We start from the raw sequence: 16747 nt of genomic DNA, 5'->3' as shown, positions 1-16747 counted from the left end.
CGCAGCCTTGCTCATTAAAGACGTATCACCTCGATGTGACGTGTTCAATCAGCTGGCTGAAGCGCTCAAGCGGGCAGTCGTATCCCGGCGTCGATTGACTGCAGCCGGGAATAAAGATCGGCGCCTGCTCCGGCGAATGTTGCAGATCCAGCGGCATGCTGTGCCGCATCTGTTCAAGGCTCTGACTGACGTAGTACGCGCGCACAACGTATTGGCCCGTCTTGGCGATGCGGCGCAGCTCGAACACCAGTGCGCCGCCGGTAAAGGTAGGATCGACGGGTTGTTCCGACAGCATCCAGTGCAGGTCGAGCAGGCCGCCCAATGTTTCGATATTCGTATCGTGGCCGACCAGGAAAATGAACTTCGTCCCCGGTTGTCCGATGGCTCCCGTTACCGGCTTTGATGCGGCACGTTGTTGCAGCGTCGCCGCAATGCGCGACGCCAGGGTTCCCGCGTAGGCCTTGGCCAGCACGGGAGTGCGCAGGCTTATATCGCTGTAGCTTGAGTGCAGCGCAAGCAGTTGCCCCAGCTTGACGGCGGTGATGCGACCCCAGGCCACGTCCGACATGGGCATGCCTTCGGCGTATTCGAGAAAGAAATTTTCCGCAAAGGTCGAGGCGTTATGCATCGGTGATTTGATGGCGATCAAGCCATCGCCGCTCGCCGACGTGACGGAGGAGTCCTGATCCATTAGAACTTTCTTGCCCGCCGTCTGCGCCGCCGTGCAGCCGCCCGGGGTGCACCCGAGCAGGACAGCCTGCATGTCAGCCAGCAAGCTTGCATGGACTGCAGCAAGACGGGCGGGATCATCGCCGAGACGGCCAAGCACGGCAGCGGCAGCCAGGCTTCGATCAGCATCACTCGCATTTGAAAAATCATGCGAGAAAAGCGCGTCTGGTCCGCGCTTCGGCGACGTGTGAACATCCAGCGAACAATGCGCATCGAAGCCATCCAGCAGGCCGCGGGCCGATTCCAGCGTGCGTTCTTCATCGTCGGCGGTGATATACACCGATGCCTGATCCAGGCAGCCCTTCGCCGGCAACAGCCCGGCATCGGCGTAGTAGGCGCGGTACCAGCTGCCCATCATCGCCATCAGCTGCTTGCCGTGCGGCGTGAGATAACCCGGCGCCACCGGCCAGCTTGGCCACGGCCGGGATGCGTAGACATCCAGTGCGCCGGGCTTGGCAGTGGGAGATCGCACGCCATGACGACTCAGCACGATCACCAATTGAAGATCGCCATCCGACGAGGGCGTTGCCGTGGCAGCGTTGCCAAATATCCCCATCGCCGCGATCAACATGATGTAGAGCGAACGCGCGCCCCAGTGTCGACATATCTTCATAGGTATCGATCTCCCCCAGTCATGCGCGTCAGCGCGCACCCACCACGAGCACGCCAAACGTTCCCTGCGATGCCTTGGCACCCGCGGTGACATCGGGTGCGGCCAGATAGACACGGTGCGAGCGGGTATCCACCGCCAGGGTTCGCGCATTCGTGGCCGTCGCAAGATTGGCGACGACCGAGTAGTGATCGGCGTCGGCCTGGTGGATGATGGTCAGGGTGCCATCGGCGTTGGAACTGAAAACCGTGGCGGTGCCGGCGTCGTAACCGGCCGCATCCGGATCGCTACCGATGGTTTGCACCGAAACCTGATGACCATTGGTGGCGTCCAGCACCACCATTTTCTGATTGGCGCACACCGAGAAAAGCCGCTGGTGCGCCACATCGATGGCCAGGCCGGTCGGGCCTTCGCAGGGTGCCAGCGACCAGGTTGCGAGCAACTTGCCTTCCTTGGCGTCGATTTCGGCGATCTGCGCCATATCTTCCAGATTCACGTAGAGGTGACCGCGATCGTCCGTCACCGCAAATTCGGGTTTCCCGGGCAAGGCAACAGAGCCGGTTTCCTTCCTGGAAACCGGGTCGATCACGCTCGCGCTGTTGCTGTGGCCGTTGAAGGTCCACAGCTTTGCAGTCGCCAGATCGAAAAGCATGGCATCCGGATCCTTGCCGCTGATGGCGATGGCCGGGAACGGTTTCAGGGTCGCCAGATCGAACGGCGTCACGCTGTTGGCATGGCCATTGGTGACAAAGCCCTGGTGCTGATCCGGCAGGATGACCACGCGATGCGCGCCGTTTGCGCCCGGCACTTCGCCGACGAGTTTGCCGCTCTGCGTATCCATCACCATCACGCGATCACCGCGCGCGATGTAAAGGCGCTGTGCGGCGCTGTCCAGCGTCAGGTAATCCCACTTGCCCGCACCGCCGAGTACGTGGCGCTCCAGAAGGGTGTAGTTCGCCGATGATGCCGTGGCCAGGCAGGCCGTCGTGGCAGCCAGGGCGATGGCGGTGATGAGAAATCGCTTCATGATGCGTCGTCCTTTTCGATTATTTTTCGTCATGGCAGAAGTGCGCTTGCCCAGAGCGCCCTGGCCGGATCGCGGCACGTGGGACGCGTCATTGGCCAGGCGTTTTGATGCAACGCGTGGATCAGAAATGCAGGCGGATGCCGGCGGTAAAGGTCTGATCGTAGAACTCACGCTGGATCGGCCGATCGAAGCTTGCCGTTTCGGTGAATCGCAGCTTGGTGTTGGTCAGGTTCTTCACTGCGAAGTACACCGACATCGTGTCATTGATCGTGTAGCTCGAACCGAAGTCCAGGGACGTGCGCCCGGAGGACCACTGGTCGGCGTAAATGCTGGACGGCGTACCGTCGGCATTCGTGTACAGCGGCCCGCCGACCGTGAAGAGGTTCTTGCTTTCGTAGTAGGCGCCCAGGTCCAGGCGCAGGCCCATGTAGTCGTAGGTGAGCGTGAGGTTGGCGGTGTCACGCGACGTCGAGGGAAGCAGCGAATAGACGCCGGGATGGATCAGGATGCGCGAATCGACGTAGGTGTAATTGGTGTTGACACCCAAACCGCTGAGCAAGCCGGGCAGCCAGCGGAAGCGATCGACGTACACCAGCTGGATGCCGCGCGCGAACGATGACTGGATGTTTTCAAAGCCACTGAACGTGACCTGCGTGCCCGGCGCGAATACGTCCAGGGCGCCGGTCGGATTGGTGAGCGTCTCGATGTTGCCAGTCTGCACGATGTAGTTGGTCAGTTGCTTGTCGAACAGTCCCGCGTAAGCCAGGCCGCCTTCCGGCAGGTAATACTCCAGCGACAGATCGAAGTTGTCGCTATAGGTGGGCTTGAGTGCCGGATTGCCCTGGGTGACGGTGTCGTTCACGTCGTCGATCTGCGTGGATGGCGTCACCTGCTGGAAGCCGGGACGCGCGATGGTCTTGGAGTAGACCGCGCGCAGCAGGAAATCCGGATCGATTTCATAACGCGCCTGCAAGGTCGGGAAGAAGTTTCCGTAATTCCGATTGATGATGTTGGGCGAGAACCTGACGAGGTTGCCGTTGCTGGTGATGATGTTGAGGCCTTCGTACTGCGCGTCGGTCTGTTCGTAACGCGTGCCGCCCAACAGGCTCAGCTTATCGATCGGCTGGAAGGCATATTCGAAGTAGCCTGCGTAGATGTCCTCGCTGTCGTGGCCGTAGGCTTGCAGGTCGGCAAGATAGTCGCTCGCGACATTTTCCGGGAACAGTGCCGGATTGCTATTGAACAGATTGACCAGGGACTGCGTGTTGATGTTGTAACCGTTGTTGTAAGCGCCGTCGTAATAGGTAATCGGCTGACCGGTGCTGACCTGCGACAGCGGAATCGCTGGCGGGTTGTAGTCGTAATTCATCTGGCTGTTGTTGCGCACGCGCATGCGGGCGCTAAAGCCGAACTTCACGTACTCATCATCGTTTTGCGTAAACAAGCTGGTCGGAATGGTGACGTTGTCGACTGCGCTGTACTCCATGTCATGGTCGTGCTCCGTGCCGTTGCTGAAATCCGTCAGCGCGTAACCCGCCGGGCTGGCCGGATTCGAACCCTGCACGATCGAGTAGGTCGGGTAGTTGGGGTTGCTGATGTTGTCGTACGCCACGATGGCCTGGCCCGAGCCATCCGGATTGTTCGGATTGGGCGTGTTGTTCTGAAAGGTCGAGCCGTAATCGAAGGGCTTGTTGTAGGAGCCGATCGACAGTGCGAGGTGATAATCGGTTTTCCAGCTTTCGAAGTTGTTTTGGCCGCCCACGGCCGCCACGCGCGAGTCGATCATTTCCTTCTCAAGCGTCGACGCCTTTTGATAGGTCGCGTCGTCAATGAATCCATTCGGATTGCTGGGGTTGACCACCGGCTGGCCGGCAAACTCCAGATAGAGCTTTTGCACGTTCTTCGATTCGGTGTAGCCGGCATCGTAGTAACGCGCATACCATTTGTTGTTGTTGTCCGGCTGGAAATCCAGCTCGAAGCCGTAGCCGTGACGGGTGCGCTGGTAGTTGTAGTAGCGCTGATTGAGGTCGGCCAGGGCCTTGTCGGGAATGCCCTGGCCTTGCTGATCGACGTAGCTTTCTTCCAGGTCATCGATGCCGCGGCGGTCCTGGTAGTACTCCACCGTTCCGATAAAGCTGAAGGGCTTGTAGTTGGCGCTGGGACCAAAGCGGAAGCCGCCGGTCATTTCATAGTCCTTGACCGGCGTGTCGCGCAGGTTTTCAAAGCCCGTGCCGAGCTGCAGATCGAGGAATTGATCGCGATCCTTCGGCATCTGCTTGGAGGTGATCTCGATGGTGCCGCCCAAGGCCTCGGCGTCCTGCTCGGGAAGGTTGGTGTTGGTCACCGTCAGCGACCCCACCAGACCCGCCGGTATCGAATCGAAGGCGACCGCACGGCCACCACCGGTCGGGGTGGAAACGTTGCTCGGCATCAGGCGCACGCCATCGAACGTGGTGCTGTTGAGGTCAGCGTCCAGGCCGCGGATGTTGACGAATCGCCCTTCGCCGGTGTCGGTCTCCAGCGAGATGCCAGGCAGACGACGCACAGCCTCGCCCGCATTGACGTCGGGCAGGCGCTCGATGGCAGCCGCCGGCTGCACGAAGATCATATTCGGTGCTTGCTGCTGCACGGCGCGGGCTTGCGCATCGTCGGTGATCGATGCCGTGACGTTCACCTGATCGAGCGACTTCGCATCGACGCCCAGCGCGAAATTTTCGACCGCCGGCGTATTGGCATCGACAATCACCTTGCGTTGCATCGGCCGCTGGCCTTTTACGGTCAGGACGACGGTGTAGACGCCCGGTGCAACGTTCGGCAAGGTGTAGTTGCCGCTTTTATCCGTCATGGTGACGGTTTTTGTTTCGCGAATTTCGATGCGGGCGCCGGCGATCGGCTGATGCCCGGTAGCGACTTCAACGTGTCCGGTCAGCGTCACCGGGTCGGCGGCCACCGCGAACAATGGCATGGAGAGCACCACCAAACCCAATCCCAACCTGCAGGCTCTTGCCAGTGACATTTCCGGATCCCTCGAATCAAGTGAAGTTATGCAGTGGCGCGGCGCGCTGAACGCCCGTCCGTGTTCGAGGAAAACTAGGCATGTGCCATGACAGTCAGAATGCAGCCGCCATACGGATCGGTAAGCTTCGTGCTGACCCAGCCCATGACGCCGCCGCTCAGGCGAAACGCAACATGACGGCAAGGCCGGGCTGACGATTACTCAGTGTCACCGGGATACGGTGCAACTCGGCGATGGCAGCGACCAGGGACAGGCCCAGGCCGCTACCGGGCGTGGTGCGGCTGCTGTCCAGGCGTACAAAGCGTTGGAAGACGCGCTTGTGTTCTTCAGCCGGAATGCCCGGTCCAGAGTCTTCAATGCATCCGACGACACCCTCCGCTTGCGCATTGAGTGACAGGTTGATGTGCGTACCGGCCGGAGTGTGATGGATGGCGTTTTCGATCAGATTGGACAGCATCTGGGTCAGAAGCGCGCGGTCGCCATTGAAGCCCAGGCCCGATTCCACGTGAGCGGTGACCACGTGTCCGCTATCTTCGGCAACGGGGCCGTAGACTTCGGCCATCGAAGCGAACAGTTCGGAAAGATCGAGCGGCGCGAATCCCGCCTGCCGTTCACGCGCGTGGATCCGCGATATCCGCAACAGGGCGCTGAAGGTGGCCAGCACATCGTCCACGTCTGCAATAGATCGCTCGATCGAGATGCGCTGGAATTCAACGTCGTTGCCGGGCGCAGAGGCGGATTCGAGTCGTTGTCTTAATCGGGTCAGCGGCGTTCGCAGATCATGTGCGATGTCACTGGAGACCTGCCGCATGTTTTCCATCAGCGTATGCACACGCTCGAGGATGCGATCCAGCCGGCCGGCCAGCCGCACGAATTCGACGCCACCCCGGTCCAGCCGCAGTGGCCCATGTTCTTCACCGGTCACGATGCGTTCGGCACGCGCGGTGATGCGATCCACGTTCCTCATGAAAAAGTGGCCCGCCACCCCGCCCGAGAGCAGTGCGAACAACATGGCCACGCCCACGCTCAGGAAGAAGTAGCGCGTGAAGTCTTCGTCGAGCTCACCGATATCGCGGTTGTCACGCCCCACCGTCAACCACCGGCCGTCGCTGAGCGGCGTGACGTAAAGATCAACCTGATGCGCATGTCCCTTGTGCCGACCATGTGCACCATGTATCGGCACACGTTGCCATCCGGGCACTTGCGGCTTGAAGATCAGATTGCCTACCACGCGGTTTCCTTGCGCATCGGATAGCAGGTAGTAGTCCGGCCCCGCGCGAAGCACGGCAATGCGTTGGCGGATTTGCGGCTCCAGCATGCCATCCCGTGCCGCTTCACGCAGGCTGGCCGTCTCCACCTCCACCGCTGTGCGCAGCTGGTCGGCGACGTAGGCATGGATCTCCTGCCAGACCAGACTGAAGAGTGCCGCCACCACCACGGCAAAGGCCAGCGCCTGCAGCGCCGCCACACGAAATGCCGCGGTGCGTAAAAAGTTAGCCGGGTGCACGCAGGCAATATCCCGTTCCGCGAATGGTATGCAGCAGAGGCAGTTCGTAGCCGCGATCGATCTTTCCGCGCAGACGGCTGATATGCGTCTCGACGATGCTGGTCTGCGGATCGAAGTGAAATTCCCAGACGTGTTCCAGCAGCATGGAGCGCGTCACCACCTTGCCGGCTTGCATCATCAGATATTCGAGCAGGCGAAATTCGCGCGGTTGCAGTTCGATGACCTGCTTGCCACGGGTGACTTCGCGGCTGATCAGGTCCATGTGCAGGTCAGCGACGCTCAAGCGGGTACGCGCTTCGGCCAATGGCGGCCGGCGCGCAAGCGCGCCCACGCGCGCCTTGAGTTCATTCAGCGCGAACGGCTTGCCCAGATAATCGTCGGCACCGGCATCCAGGCCTTCCACGCGGTAATCCGCTTCGCTGAGGGCCGAGAGCATCAGCACCGGCATCTTCTTGCCTTCCGCCCGCAGGTTCCGAATAAGCGAAATGCCATCCGTGTGCGGCAACATGCGATCCACGACGAGCAAGTCGTAATCCCCGTTGCTTGCCATGCGCCAGCCGGTCGATCCATCGGATGCCCATTCCACGTCATGCTCGGCACCTGAAAGATTGGCTTTCAGATAGCTCGCCGTCTCGTGGTCGTCTTCCACCACCAGGATTTTCATAGATCCCCCGCCATGGCCCAGCCCCGTTCTGGACCACACTTTTCGCCCGGCCATAGATGGCCCCGGCCGGGAAGTGTCACGCGGCCAAGACTGCAAACTGATGACAGCGGACCTTACGGATGCGGTAATAAACCGTGGCGATTGTTAAGGGAACGGCGGATCACCGGCCGAAAATTCCTGCGGATTGAAGCTACGCCGCCTTTTACCCGTCGTCGCATGGGACATGCAAACGGCGAGCTTCGTTACCGTCGCTGGAAAGGCGGCAAGCTGTGCGCGCGACGGCGCTGGTCGGCATCGACCGAACGCATTTGAATGTGGCGGGAACGATTCACCCACTGCATCTGGCCGATCAGCCCGATGGCGACGACTGATGCAGCGAACACAAAAAAGCGATACGTGATGGCGGGAAAGAGCAAGAGGTGAAGTGCGACGAATGCCATCGGGACCACGAAAACGGCGCTTAGCCGATGCATGTCCGAGGAAAGTGTCCTGGTTCCATGCCTCAGCAGAAACCAGATGGCCAGCGCGAAGATCACAAAATGCGGCTGCATCGTGAAGTCATAGGCCAGGGAAACGTACGGCCTGAGGTAATCGCCGAGCCTGTGCGAAGGAACCAGCGCAGCGGGATACGCCGTCTTGTGGATCAATGAGGTGTTGAACAAGGTCAACCAGCCGTAGGCGCCGTTTATCCTCACTACCAGCCCATACAGCATGCAGGCGACCAGCATGGATGCGAGCGCACACGTTCTTTTGCCGAAGATGAAGGCATGGGCACAAACCAGCATCGAGAGCAGCAGGAGATCCGTTCTGACCAATGGCAACAAGGCAGCGACGACGAACACCAGCATGCTTTCCCTGACCAGGGCATGGATCGTCAGGAGACAGCAGAAACAAGCCAGCGCATCCGGTGTTGATAGCCCGGCGACGTCAATGAACCCGGAGAACGCGACGACCAACGGCACGGCAGCGACCGGCGCGCCGATCTCGCGGCCGACCAAGGCAAGCAATACAACCGAAAGCGCCGCAAACGCAGCGCTCACGACATAGGTCGACCTGGGATAACCGAATCCGATGGCATGAACCATCCGGACCAAGCCGACATACAGCACCCGAATGCGATAGAACGGCAATTGCTGCGCCAGCGACGATGGGTCGCGGTAAACGGTTTCCCGATAATCGCCCTGCACCCATTGATCGAAGGTACTGGCGTTGACCTCGCTTCTCACGCTGTCGTACGTGGCCTTGTTCAGATCGACCCCGTGATAGCCCTCGGCGCTGAACGCCACCGCCACGTAACCGATCATGTCCCAGTTGTAGGAAGGCTTTTTCAAGCCCAAGGTCAGCACGATCAGCGCCACCACGGCCGTCAGGATCATGTCCCGCACGCGCATGGGCGACCGCGTGGGGCGCATGGTATGGGTTTCGCCGCTCGTTGCGCCAGACATGCAAAACACCGACAGGGAATCCGTGGTGAGTGCCGGTAGAACCTGTCTTGGTTGCTATGAGGAGGAGACAAAATCTCACCACGACAGGCACCGGCCGCGCCGGCGTTATCAAGCCATTGCGCCACTGCATTCCGAACCTCTTGCTCGATTGCGTCGAGTCGCTTTTGGGACACCCGACAAAATCCGTCGTGTTAGGCCACACAGCGCTGCCGGGCGTCAGGTCCACATCATCGAACGCGGGCAAGATCGCTCAGCTCTTTCATGACTTACCTCGTGTCGGCGGAACATGCGTGACTGCACGCCGCCTAGTCGGTCGTGGCGGGGAAAGCTCGGCGTCTTGGAGCTCGCGCCCAAGTTTGTCATCAGCCGCAATCCTGTCCAGGTCGGACGACAGGTTCAGCACGGAGAGGACACGAATCATGGTGGCCAGGCTGATAGTGGGATCGCCACCCTCAAGCTTCGCTAGCGTGGGAACGCTGACGCCAACGCGTTCGGCCATCACGGATTGGGTCATTTTTCGGCGAAGGCGCGCCATGCGCAGGCGCTCGCCAAGCGCCTTGATGGATCGTCGGGCTGCGGGATATGTAGGAGGGGTTCGCTTCGGCATACAAAATTAAACTGCATTCCAACCGGCTTCAGTACAATTTAATTTTGCATTAGCAAGATCGATTTGTTCAGGTTCGGGCTCGAACGGTTTGACCGACGCCCGAATGCCGGCCGCACTTTACGGCCCAGAGCAACCGACAACGTGCTCAAGTGTGCGAAGAGGCCAGTCGAACACTGTCGTCATTCATCAATCAGGCGACGCCCGCGACCCTGTTGCAGTCCTGTCGGATGACGAGGCACTGATCGGCAATCGCGATCACATCCGGCCGATGCGATACGACGATCAGAATGGTGTGTGGCAGCCGGCGCCTGAGTTGCGACAGCACCCGGATTTCCGAGGCGACATCGAGCGCGCTGGTGGCTTCATCCAACAAGGCGAGGCGTGGCTCCCGCAGGATGACTTGCGCCAGCAACAGCCGCTGCAACTCTCCTCCGGAAAGTTTGCTTGATGCGTTGTCGAGGGCTGAATCGAGACCTCTACCCGATGCGTCCAAACGCTTGGCGAGTCCCACATCTTCCAGTGCGCTCAGCAGCACGGCGTCGGAAGCATCGGGTGCCGCCCAGCGCAGGCATTCGCGGATCGAACGCTGCCAGGGTCGGACGCTCTGGCTGATGTACGCGCCGCGCCGCACGAACTGGCAGTAGGCATCGAAATCCATGGCTCGCCCGCCGATGCGCGCGGCAAATTCCCGGGGTGCAGCCATGCCGGCCAGCACATCGACCAGGCTGCTTTTGCCGATGCCGGAGTCACCCGACACCAAGGTCAGCTGGCCGGGCCAAAGCACGAGTTCGCCGATGTCGAGCGCATCGAGCGGCGGCAGCAGCTGTACGCGTTCGATATGCAGCGCTTGATCAGCCACCAACTCATGCGAGTGAGCATTGGATGACTGCGACGGATGCCGATGCATGTAGCGCTGCCACAGTTCGAACGCGGGCACCGCGGCGCGCAGCTGCTGGAAGCTTTGCCGGGTGGACACCAGATACGGCAGCAAGCGACCAAGCAGCAGGCAGACGGCGATCAGCGAGGCCTGATCGACGCCATGCAGGCGATAGGCCAGGATGAAGATGGCAGCAATGCCGACGGCCCCGAGCAGTTCCAGCATCAGCCGCCCGGATGCGATCAGGTACAGCTGCCGTTGATAACCGTGGCGGAGGCGTTCGGAAATATCGCCGTAGCTGTCCTTTTCCGCCTGTTCCTTCTCGAACGAGCGCACGTGACGCAGCCGGCGCGGAAAGTCCTCGCTGAGCCAGAACAGGCGGGTCAGATCCGCCACGTATTGCCGGCTCACCTGCGCCTGCTCGCGGCTGCTGATGCGCGACGCGATCAAACCAAAGCCTGCCAGCATTGGCGCCGCCAGCATCAGCGGCGGCGACACCCACAGTGCAAGGCCGACGCTCACGATGGCGGTCACGCCTGCGACCAGCAACAACAGCAACGCGTTGAAGCCCTGGGTGATGATTTCGATGTTGTAGGTGAGCACGTTGGCGATTTCCGCCGAGGTGGCGTCGGCCAGTGACGACAAGGGCGCATCGATCAGTCGCGCGTGCACGCTGCGCCGCAGATGCATGCCGTAGCGGCCGGCAAGACGCGCACCTTGCCGCGCGGCCTGCCAGCGCAGCAAGGCGAAGGCGATGGTGGCGCCGGCGAAGACGAGCGCGTGCACATCGGTGCCGCCCTGCACATCGAACAGGCCGCCGCCGATCGGCAAGGCGTGCCCCGGTTGCACCAGCGGCAACAGCAGGATCGCCGCGAGACTGCCGACCAGCGCCGACCCCAGCGACAGCAGCACGTAGACGGCAATGCCGGTCACGCCGACGCTTTTCAGCGTGCCGGCAAACGCGCGCAGCGAATCGTCCGAGGTGTGGGAGTTACCGGACATCGCTACACGTCCTCGCGGCCGCCTGGCCGGGACGGCCGCGATTCCGCCAAGACCTGGTCTGAACTCAGAACTCCTCTCCTTCCGCATGGCACGCCGCCATGCCGGTAAGTGCGGTGTGTGCGGATATCGGTTGCACGCATGGGACTATTCGCCGAGCAGTTGCAACAACGCATCGACGGATGCGCGTGGATGGCGGCCGCGATGCAGCTGGTACACACCCGCGCGCCGCAATTGCTGTTCGAAGCGGGACCAACCCGGCTGCCCGGCGGCATACGGTTGATCCGCCGCGAGCCGGTGGGCGATGTCGTGTTCCGGCAGTGGCTGCAACAACGCACGCCCGTCATCGGCGGCCTGGTTGGAAATGAATACCGCGCCGGCCAGCGCAAGCGCAGTGCCGGCAAGCCGGCCATATCCCTGCCTGAGGTCCGCTTCGAATTTCGCCACACCGCTACGGCGGCGTATCACCGGCGACCGGCTGATCCACCGCCACGCGCGTTCGTCCTCGACAAAGCGCAAGGCATCGGCTTGCAGATGCAGATAGTTGGCCACACCGGTTGCCAGCAGACTTTCCGGCTGGACGAACACCGCATCCTCGGCCAGAAATTCCAGCCCGTGCAGCAGGCTGTGCAGGGCCAGCGTCGATTTGCCCGAACCGCTCGCGCCGAGCAACAACACACCACGTCCATTGCGCCCCACGCATGCGCCATGCAGCGGAACCAGGCCCAACCCGCGCGAGGCCAGGGTGAAGACCGCGAATTCGATCAACTCATAACGCAGATGATAAGGACGCCGTAGCATGTCCTCCGATGCCACCACCAGCGCCTTGTGCTGTTCGGGCATCAGGATGGTGTAGTTGCAGGCATCCATGATGCCGCACAGCATGCCGCCACTGGACTGCATCTGCACCGGCAGCGGTTCGCCCGTACTCGCCACGTTGCGCAGGACCAGACGCAGCTCAATACGGAATGGCGGCGCGGATGGCGCCAGATGATGCGCCGGCAGGCCGCCATACGCCTCGTCGACCACATGCAGCAGCGCAACGCTGTCGCTCTCGAACAGAAAGCTGCCGCCGAGAATCTGCTTGTGCGCCGAAAAAGGCCGGCGGTGTTGCTCGCGAAAAGGGTCGGCATGGACGTCGCCCATGCGGGAGCTACAGGTCAAGGCCATAGGTGTCAGCCGATTCGGGTCCGGGCCTGCGCAGTGCGGCACGGGATGCATCCAGATCAATGTGCCGGTGAGTGCATGTCTGCGTGAAGAAGGTTGCGGCAGCCGACCATCCCGCACCACGCAACCGCACGCCCACTCGCAGGCACTCACCACCAAACAGCGCGGAACGATGGAGCCGACCCACCGGCGCCAGCGCCGATGCTGCTGCAGCTTCTCCCGCAGCTACGTTCAAGGCCCCTTGCACATGCTCAAGATCCAGGTAGGCCACTCCTACTTCCTCACATACGATCGGAAACAGTGGGAGCGCGGCAAGCCATACCCTCCCCTCGCCACCTTGCATGTTGCTGCGCTGCTGCGGGAGATGGGGCATGACATCGCCTTGTTCGACGCGATGCTCGCCGAGGGTGTCGAAGACTATGCGCCATCGCTCGATCACGCACGGCCGGATGTGGTGGTGATCTATGAAGACAACTTCAACTACCTGACCAAGATGTGCCTCGCCCGCATGCGTGAAGCAGCGTGTCAGATGATCGGTGAAGCGCGTGCGTTCGGTGCGCGGGTGATTGTCGCCGGCTCGGATGCCTCCGACCAGCCCGATGCGTTTCTCGCCGCGGGTGCACATGCGGTACTTATCGGCGAAGGCGTCGCGGCGCTGGTCGAGCTGATCAACCGGCTGGAACAGAAACCCGGCATCGATGCGGAGAGCTGGACGTCGGGCCTCACCGGCGTCGCCACCCTGGTGAGCGAGCGCACGCATGTAACGCGCATCGGCGTGCAGCCGCCCGATCCGCGCCTGGTGATTCATCCGGCGTGGGATCTGGTCGACATCGAGCGTTATCGCAAGGTGTGGCTGGCGCATCACGGCTACTTCAGCCTCAACATGGCGGCGTCGCGCGGCTGTCCGTTCCGCTGCAACTGGTGCGCCAAGCCGATCTGGGGCAACCACTACAAGCAACGCAGCGCGCAGGACATGGCTGCGGAGATGACCTATCTGAAGCGCACGTTCAAACCCGACCACATCTGGATGGCCGATGACATCTTCGGCTTCCATGTCGATTGGGTGGCGGAATTCGCCGAGCATCTGAGCGCCGTCGATGGCTCGGTGCCTTTTATCATCCAGACCCGCGCCGACCTGATCAGCGAACGCATGGCCACCGCCTTGAAGCAGGCCGGATGCGCCGAAGCGTGGATCGGCGCGGAGAGCGGCAGCCAGCGCGTACTCGACGCGATGACCAAGGGCACGAAAGTCGCCGAACTGATCACCGCGCGCGAACGGCTGGGCCAGCACGGCATACGCGTCGGCTTTTTCATCCAGCTCGGCTATCTGGGCGAGCAGCTGGTCGACCTGTTGGCGACACGCGAATTGATCACCACCGCGGCACCGGACGACATCGGCGTCAGCGTGTCCTATCCCCTGCCCGGCACCAAGTTCTACGAACAGGTGAAGGCGCAGCTTGGCGAAAAGACGCATTGGCAGGACAGCGACGACCTCGCCATGATGTTTCGCGGCGCCTACGACTCCGACTTCTATCGTCATGTGCGCGACCTGATGCACCAGCAGATCACACTCCAGCAATCGAAACATACCGAGCCGCCGGAGCGCTATGACGAAGCGCTGGCTGAGCTCGAGGCACGCTGGAACGCCCTGCTCGCGCTTGAACAGCAGCATCGCACCGAACACGCGGCATCGTCGCCCGCCCCCATAGCCAGCACGACCCGACAGCTACGTCATGTTGCCACCGCTCAAAACCGTTAAAGCCGGCTTGCATCGCACCACCGAAGCGCTGGCCGCCGAACTCGCACTGGCGCAGCCCGGCACACCGACGCCGGCGTGGAGCGAACTGGAATGGCGGCTGGCGTCGGCGGCGGCGGTCGCGCATGGCATCTCGCCGCTGCTTGCGCAGCTTTCCTACTGGCAAAAGCCGGGGTGGCAGGCGTTTCTGGCCGAGCAACGCGAGCATGTCGAGCAGCGCCAGCAACGCATCGCCGCGCTGCTGGCGCGCATCGATGCCGAGGCGCGTCTGGCCGGCCTGGCGCTGGTGCCGTTGAAGGGTTCCGCCCTGCACGCGATCGGTCTTTATGCGCCCGGCGATCGCCCCATGGCCGATATCGACCTGCTGGTGCGCGATGTGGATGCCGAACGCGCGGCCGCGCTGCTGGTAGAGCTCGGTTATGTGGAGTCGTACGCGCAATGGAAGCACCGAGTCTTCAAGCCGTCGGACGGCGAGGCCTTCGTCGGTCTTGGCGAACATCGCGATACGCCGATCAATATCGAACTGCATACGCGCATCCAGGAACGGCTGCCGATCTCCACCATCGACATCACCGAGCGCATCTATCCCAGGAAGCCGCATCCCGGGCTGAATCCCTACCCGTGCCTGGGCGCGCTGATGAGCCACCTGCTGTTGCATGCGGCCGGCAACATCTGCGGGCACAGTGTCCGCCTGATTCACTTGAACGACATCTCCCTGCTGGCAACGCGCATGACCGCGAGCGACTGGGAAGCGCTGTGGCATGAACGCGCTACCGAATCGCCCTGGTGGGCGTTACCGCCGTTGCGGCTGGTCGCGCGTTACTACCGGCAGGCGATTCCCCATTCGGTACTCCGGCGTGTCGAGCGTGATTGCAACCCGCTGTTGCGCGCCGTCACCCGCCGGCAGACGCTGACGCAGGTGTCATGCTCCGCACTGTGGCTGCATGCGCTGCCGGGCATCGAGTGGTCGCGCTCGATCGGCGAAGTGGGGCATTGCATCCGCGACCGCATCCGGCCCACGCATGAAGCGATCCAGGAACGGGCCGACATGATGCGCACGCAGGTCTGGCTGCAAGGACAAAGCTGGGTGAGCTTGAAGCACGGCCGGCGCATCCTGACCTGGCTGACCAGGCCGGTGCCGCGCATGGATACCTTGTACGTGGTACGCGCGGCGTTGGAATCGACCAAACTGGCCATCTAACGCGCTACGCGCAGACCGCTTGTGCAACGCGCCGCCGATAACTGGTGATAGAGCGCCTCGAACATCCCGGCGGTGTAATCGGCATCTTCGGCGATGGCGCGGCGTTGCGCCTCGCTGGCCAGCTGCAATCGAAGTTTGTCGTCAGCCAGCACATGCTGGATCGCACTCGCCAACGCTTGCCAATCACCCACCGGCACCGCGCGCGCAGCTTGCGGTGACCACTCGGCGATATGTCCTACCGCCGTGCCCACGGTGGGAACACCTGCGACCGCAGCTTCCAGCAGCACCAGGGGCCCGGCTTCGTGCAGCGACGACATCACCAGCAGATCCGCCGCTGCCATGATCGGGCGCAGCTCACGTTGCGTCTTGAAGTCGAGAAAGCGGATATGCGGCGCCAGTCCAAGCTGATCGGCGAGGCGGTCGATCTCGCCTTGCAGCGTATCCACGCCGACGATGTCCAGCTGGAAATTCACGCCGGCTTTCGCCAGGACGGCCAACGCGCGCAGCAGGGTCGGCTGGTCCTTGACGCGATTGAGGCTGGCGACATGAACGAGCCGCGCCTGCACACTGCTGCGACCGCGCGGGGCGATCGGCGGCCACCGCTGCAGATCGACGCCGAGCGGGATGCGCTCGGCTTGCAGGCCGAGCGCGCTTAGCGAGTCGATGATCGGCGCGCTGGCCGCGGTGATCGCATCGGCGGCGCGCAATACCAGCGCTTCGCGCATGCGCCCTTGCCACTTCTGCCGTCCGCCGTAACGGATCTCGTGCAACGCGACGAGCTCGCCGCCTGCGATGTGCACCACGCTCGGTAACCGCAACCACTTCGCCGCCGCCACGGCGACGAAGCTGCAGGAGCCCGAGAAGATCGCGTGCACGAGATCAAACGGAGCTTGCTGATGTTCGGCGACGATGGCCTTGGTGGCGCGCAGCCGCGTCCATCCGTCGCCGATGTTGTGAATGGTGGCGCCGGCCAGCGACCAGCGGCCGGGTGCGGCTTCCTGGCGCAGGGCAAACACATGCACTTCATGCACGCGGGCCAGGCGCTCGATCAGGGTGAGGAATGCCGGGATCACCCGGAATTCGCCGCTGCGATCGACGCCGCCGGGGACGACCAGGGCCAGTTTCATAACTCACTCCGCCGG

At 62.2% G+C, this 16747-nt stretch carries 12 protein-coding genes; 2 read left to right on the top strand and 10 right to left on the bottom strand.

Annotated elements, in window-relative coordinates:
- Positions 1 to 25: 25 nt before the first annotated feature.
- From ISP19_RS06475 to ISP19_RS06435, 9 genes are all read right to left on the bottom strand, one after another.
- Positions 26 to 1342, bottom strand: coding sequence for a histidine-type phosphatase (locus ISP19_RS06475; RefSeq protein ID WP_204680536.1), 1317 nt, complete (start codon positions 1340 to 1342; stop codon positions 26 to 28).
- Between the two features lie 28 nt (positions 1343 to 1370).
- Positions 1371 to 2366, bottom strand: a complete 996-nt coding sequence (locus tag ISP19_RS06470) for a YncE family protein (RefSeq protein ID WP_204680535.1) — start codon at positions 2364 to 2366, stop codon at positions 1371 to 1373.
- A 121-nt stretch (positions 2367 to 2487) separates the two neighbouring features.
- Entirely contained in the window at positions 2488 to 5331 is a 2844-nt protein-coding gene (locus ISP19_RS06465; protein WP_204680534.1) for a TonB-dependent receptor, read from the bottom strand.
- A gap of 208 nt (positions 5332 to 5539) precedes the next feature.
- Complete coding sequence (locus ISP19_RS21480) at positions 5540 to 6889, bottom strand: sensor histidine kinase (protein WP_204680533.1); 1350 nt, start codon at positions 6887 to 6889, stop codon at positions 5540 to 5542.
- On the bottom strand, positions 6876 to 7553 hold the full coding sequence (locus ISP19_RS06455; protein ID WP_204680532.1) for a response regulator transcription factor: 678 nt from the start codon (positions 7551 to 7553) through the stop codon (positions 6876 to 6878). Before ISP19_RS06455 ends, ISP19_RS21480 begins: the two co-directional genes overlap by 14 nt.
- Positions 7554 to 7795: 242 nt before the next feature.
- Positions 7796 to 8998, bottom strand: coding sequence for a hypothetical protein (locus ISP19_RS06450; RefSeq protein WP_204680531.1), 1203 nt, complete (start codon positions 8996 to 8998; stop codon positions 7796 to 7798).
- Between the two features lie 259 nt (positions 8999 to 9257).
- Positions 9258 to 9605: a helix-turn-helix domain-containing protein gene (locus ISP19_RS06445; protein ID WP_204680530.1), complete on the bottom strand. Its 348-nt coding sequence runs from the start codon at positions 9603 to 9605 to the stop codon at positions 9258 to 9260.
- Positions 9606 to 9795: 190 nt separating this feature from the next.
- Positions 9796 to 11484 carry an ATP-binding cassette domain-containing protein gene (locus ISP19_RS06440; RefSeq protein WP_204680529.1) on the bottom strand — a complete coding sequence of 563 codons (1689 nt, stop codon included), beginning with the start codon at positions 11482 to 11484 and terminating at the stop codon, positions 9796 to 9798.
- A gap of 144 nt (positions 11485 to 11628) precedes the next feature.
- Positions 11629 to 12627, bottom strand: a complete 999-nt coding sequence (locus tag ISP19_RS06435; protein WP_239556584.1) for a phosphoenolpyruvate carboxykinase (ATP) — start codon at positions 12625 to 12627, stop codon at positions 11629 to 11631.
- 268 nt (positions 12628 to 12895) lie between these two features.
- Between ISP19_RS06435 and ISP19_RS06430 the strand changes: the two genes are divergently transcribed.
- Complete coding sequence (locus ISP19_RS06430) at positions 12896 to 14407, top strand: B12-binding domain-containing radical SAM protein (protein ID WP_204680576.1); 1512 nt, start codon at positions 12896 to 12898, stop codon at positions 14405 to 14407.
- The gene (locus ISP19_RS06425) at positions 14382 to 15605 is read left to right on the top strand and encodes a nucleotidyltransferase family protein (RefSeq protein WP_204680527.1); all 1224 of its coding nucleotides are present in this window, start codon (positions 14382 to 14384) and stop codon (positions 15603 to 15605) included. The genes ISP19_RS06430 and ISP19_RS06425 overlap by 26 nt, the downstream gene beginning before the upstream one ends.
- Here the strand turns inward: ISP19_RS06425 and ISP19_RS06420 are convergent.
- Positions 15602 to 16732: a glycosyltransferase family 4 protein gene (locus ISP19_RS06420; protein WP_204680526.1), complete on the bottom strand. Its 1131-nt coding sequence runs from the start codon at positions 16730 to 16732 to the stop codon at positions 15602 to 15604. The genes ISP19_RS06425 and ISP19_RS06420 overlap by 4 nt on opposite strands.
- Positions 16733 to 16747: the final 15 nt, after the last annotated feature.

The organism is Dyella flava, from assembly GCF_016904955.1.
Taxonomy (GTDB): domain Bacteria; phylum Pseudomonadota; class Gammaproteobacteria; order Xanthomonadales; family Rhodanobacteraceae; genus Dyella_B; species Dyella_B flava.
This window is presented reverse-complemented; position numbering and strand designations above follow the sequence as displayed.

Coding starts and splice junctions, on each gene's coding strand:
- ISP19_RS06450 (WP_204680531.1), bottom strand. CDS start 8,998: ATGTCTGGCGCAACGAGCGGCGAAACCCATACCATGCGCCCCACGCGG.
- ISP19_RS06430 (WP_204680576.1), top strand. CDS start 12,896: ATGCTCAAGATCCAGGTAGGCCACTCCTACTTCCTCACATACGATCGG.
- ISP19_RS06420 (WP_204680526.1), bottom strand. CDS start 16,732: ATGAAACTGGCCCTGGTCGTCCCCGGCGGCGTCGATCGCAGCGGCGAA.
- ISP19_RS06445 (WP_204680530.1), bottom strand. CDS start 9,605: ATGCCGAAGCGAACCCCTCCTACATATCCCGCAGCCCGACGATCCATC.
- ISP19_RS06425 (WP_204680527.1), top strand. CDS start 14,382: ATGTTGCCACCGCTCAAAACCGTTAAAGCCGGCTTGCATCGCACCACC.
- ISP19_RS06465 (WP_204680534.1), bottom strand. CDS start 5,331: ATGCCATTGTTCGCGGTGGCCGCCGACCCGGTGACGCTGACCGGACAC.
- ISP19_RS06455 (WP_204680532.1), bottom strand. CDS start 7,553: ATGAAAATCCTGGTGGTGGAAGACGACCACGAGACGGCGAGCTATCTG.
- ISP19_RS06475 (WP_204680536.1), bottom strand. CDS start 1,342: ATGAAGATATGTCGACACTGGGGCGCGCGTTCGCTCTACATCATGTTG.
- ISP19_RS06440 (WP_204680529.1), bottom strand. CDS start 11,484: ATGTCCGGTAACTCCCACACCTCGGACGATTCGCTGCGCGCGTTTGCC.
- ISP19_RS06470 (WP_204680535.1), bottom strand. CDS start 2,366: ATGAAGCGATTTCTCATCACCGCCATCGCCCTGGCTGCCACGACGGCC.
- ISP19_RS06435 (WP_239556584.1), bottom strand. CDS start 12,627: ATGGGCGACGTCCATGCCGACCCTTTTCGCGAGCAACACCGCCGGCCT.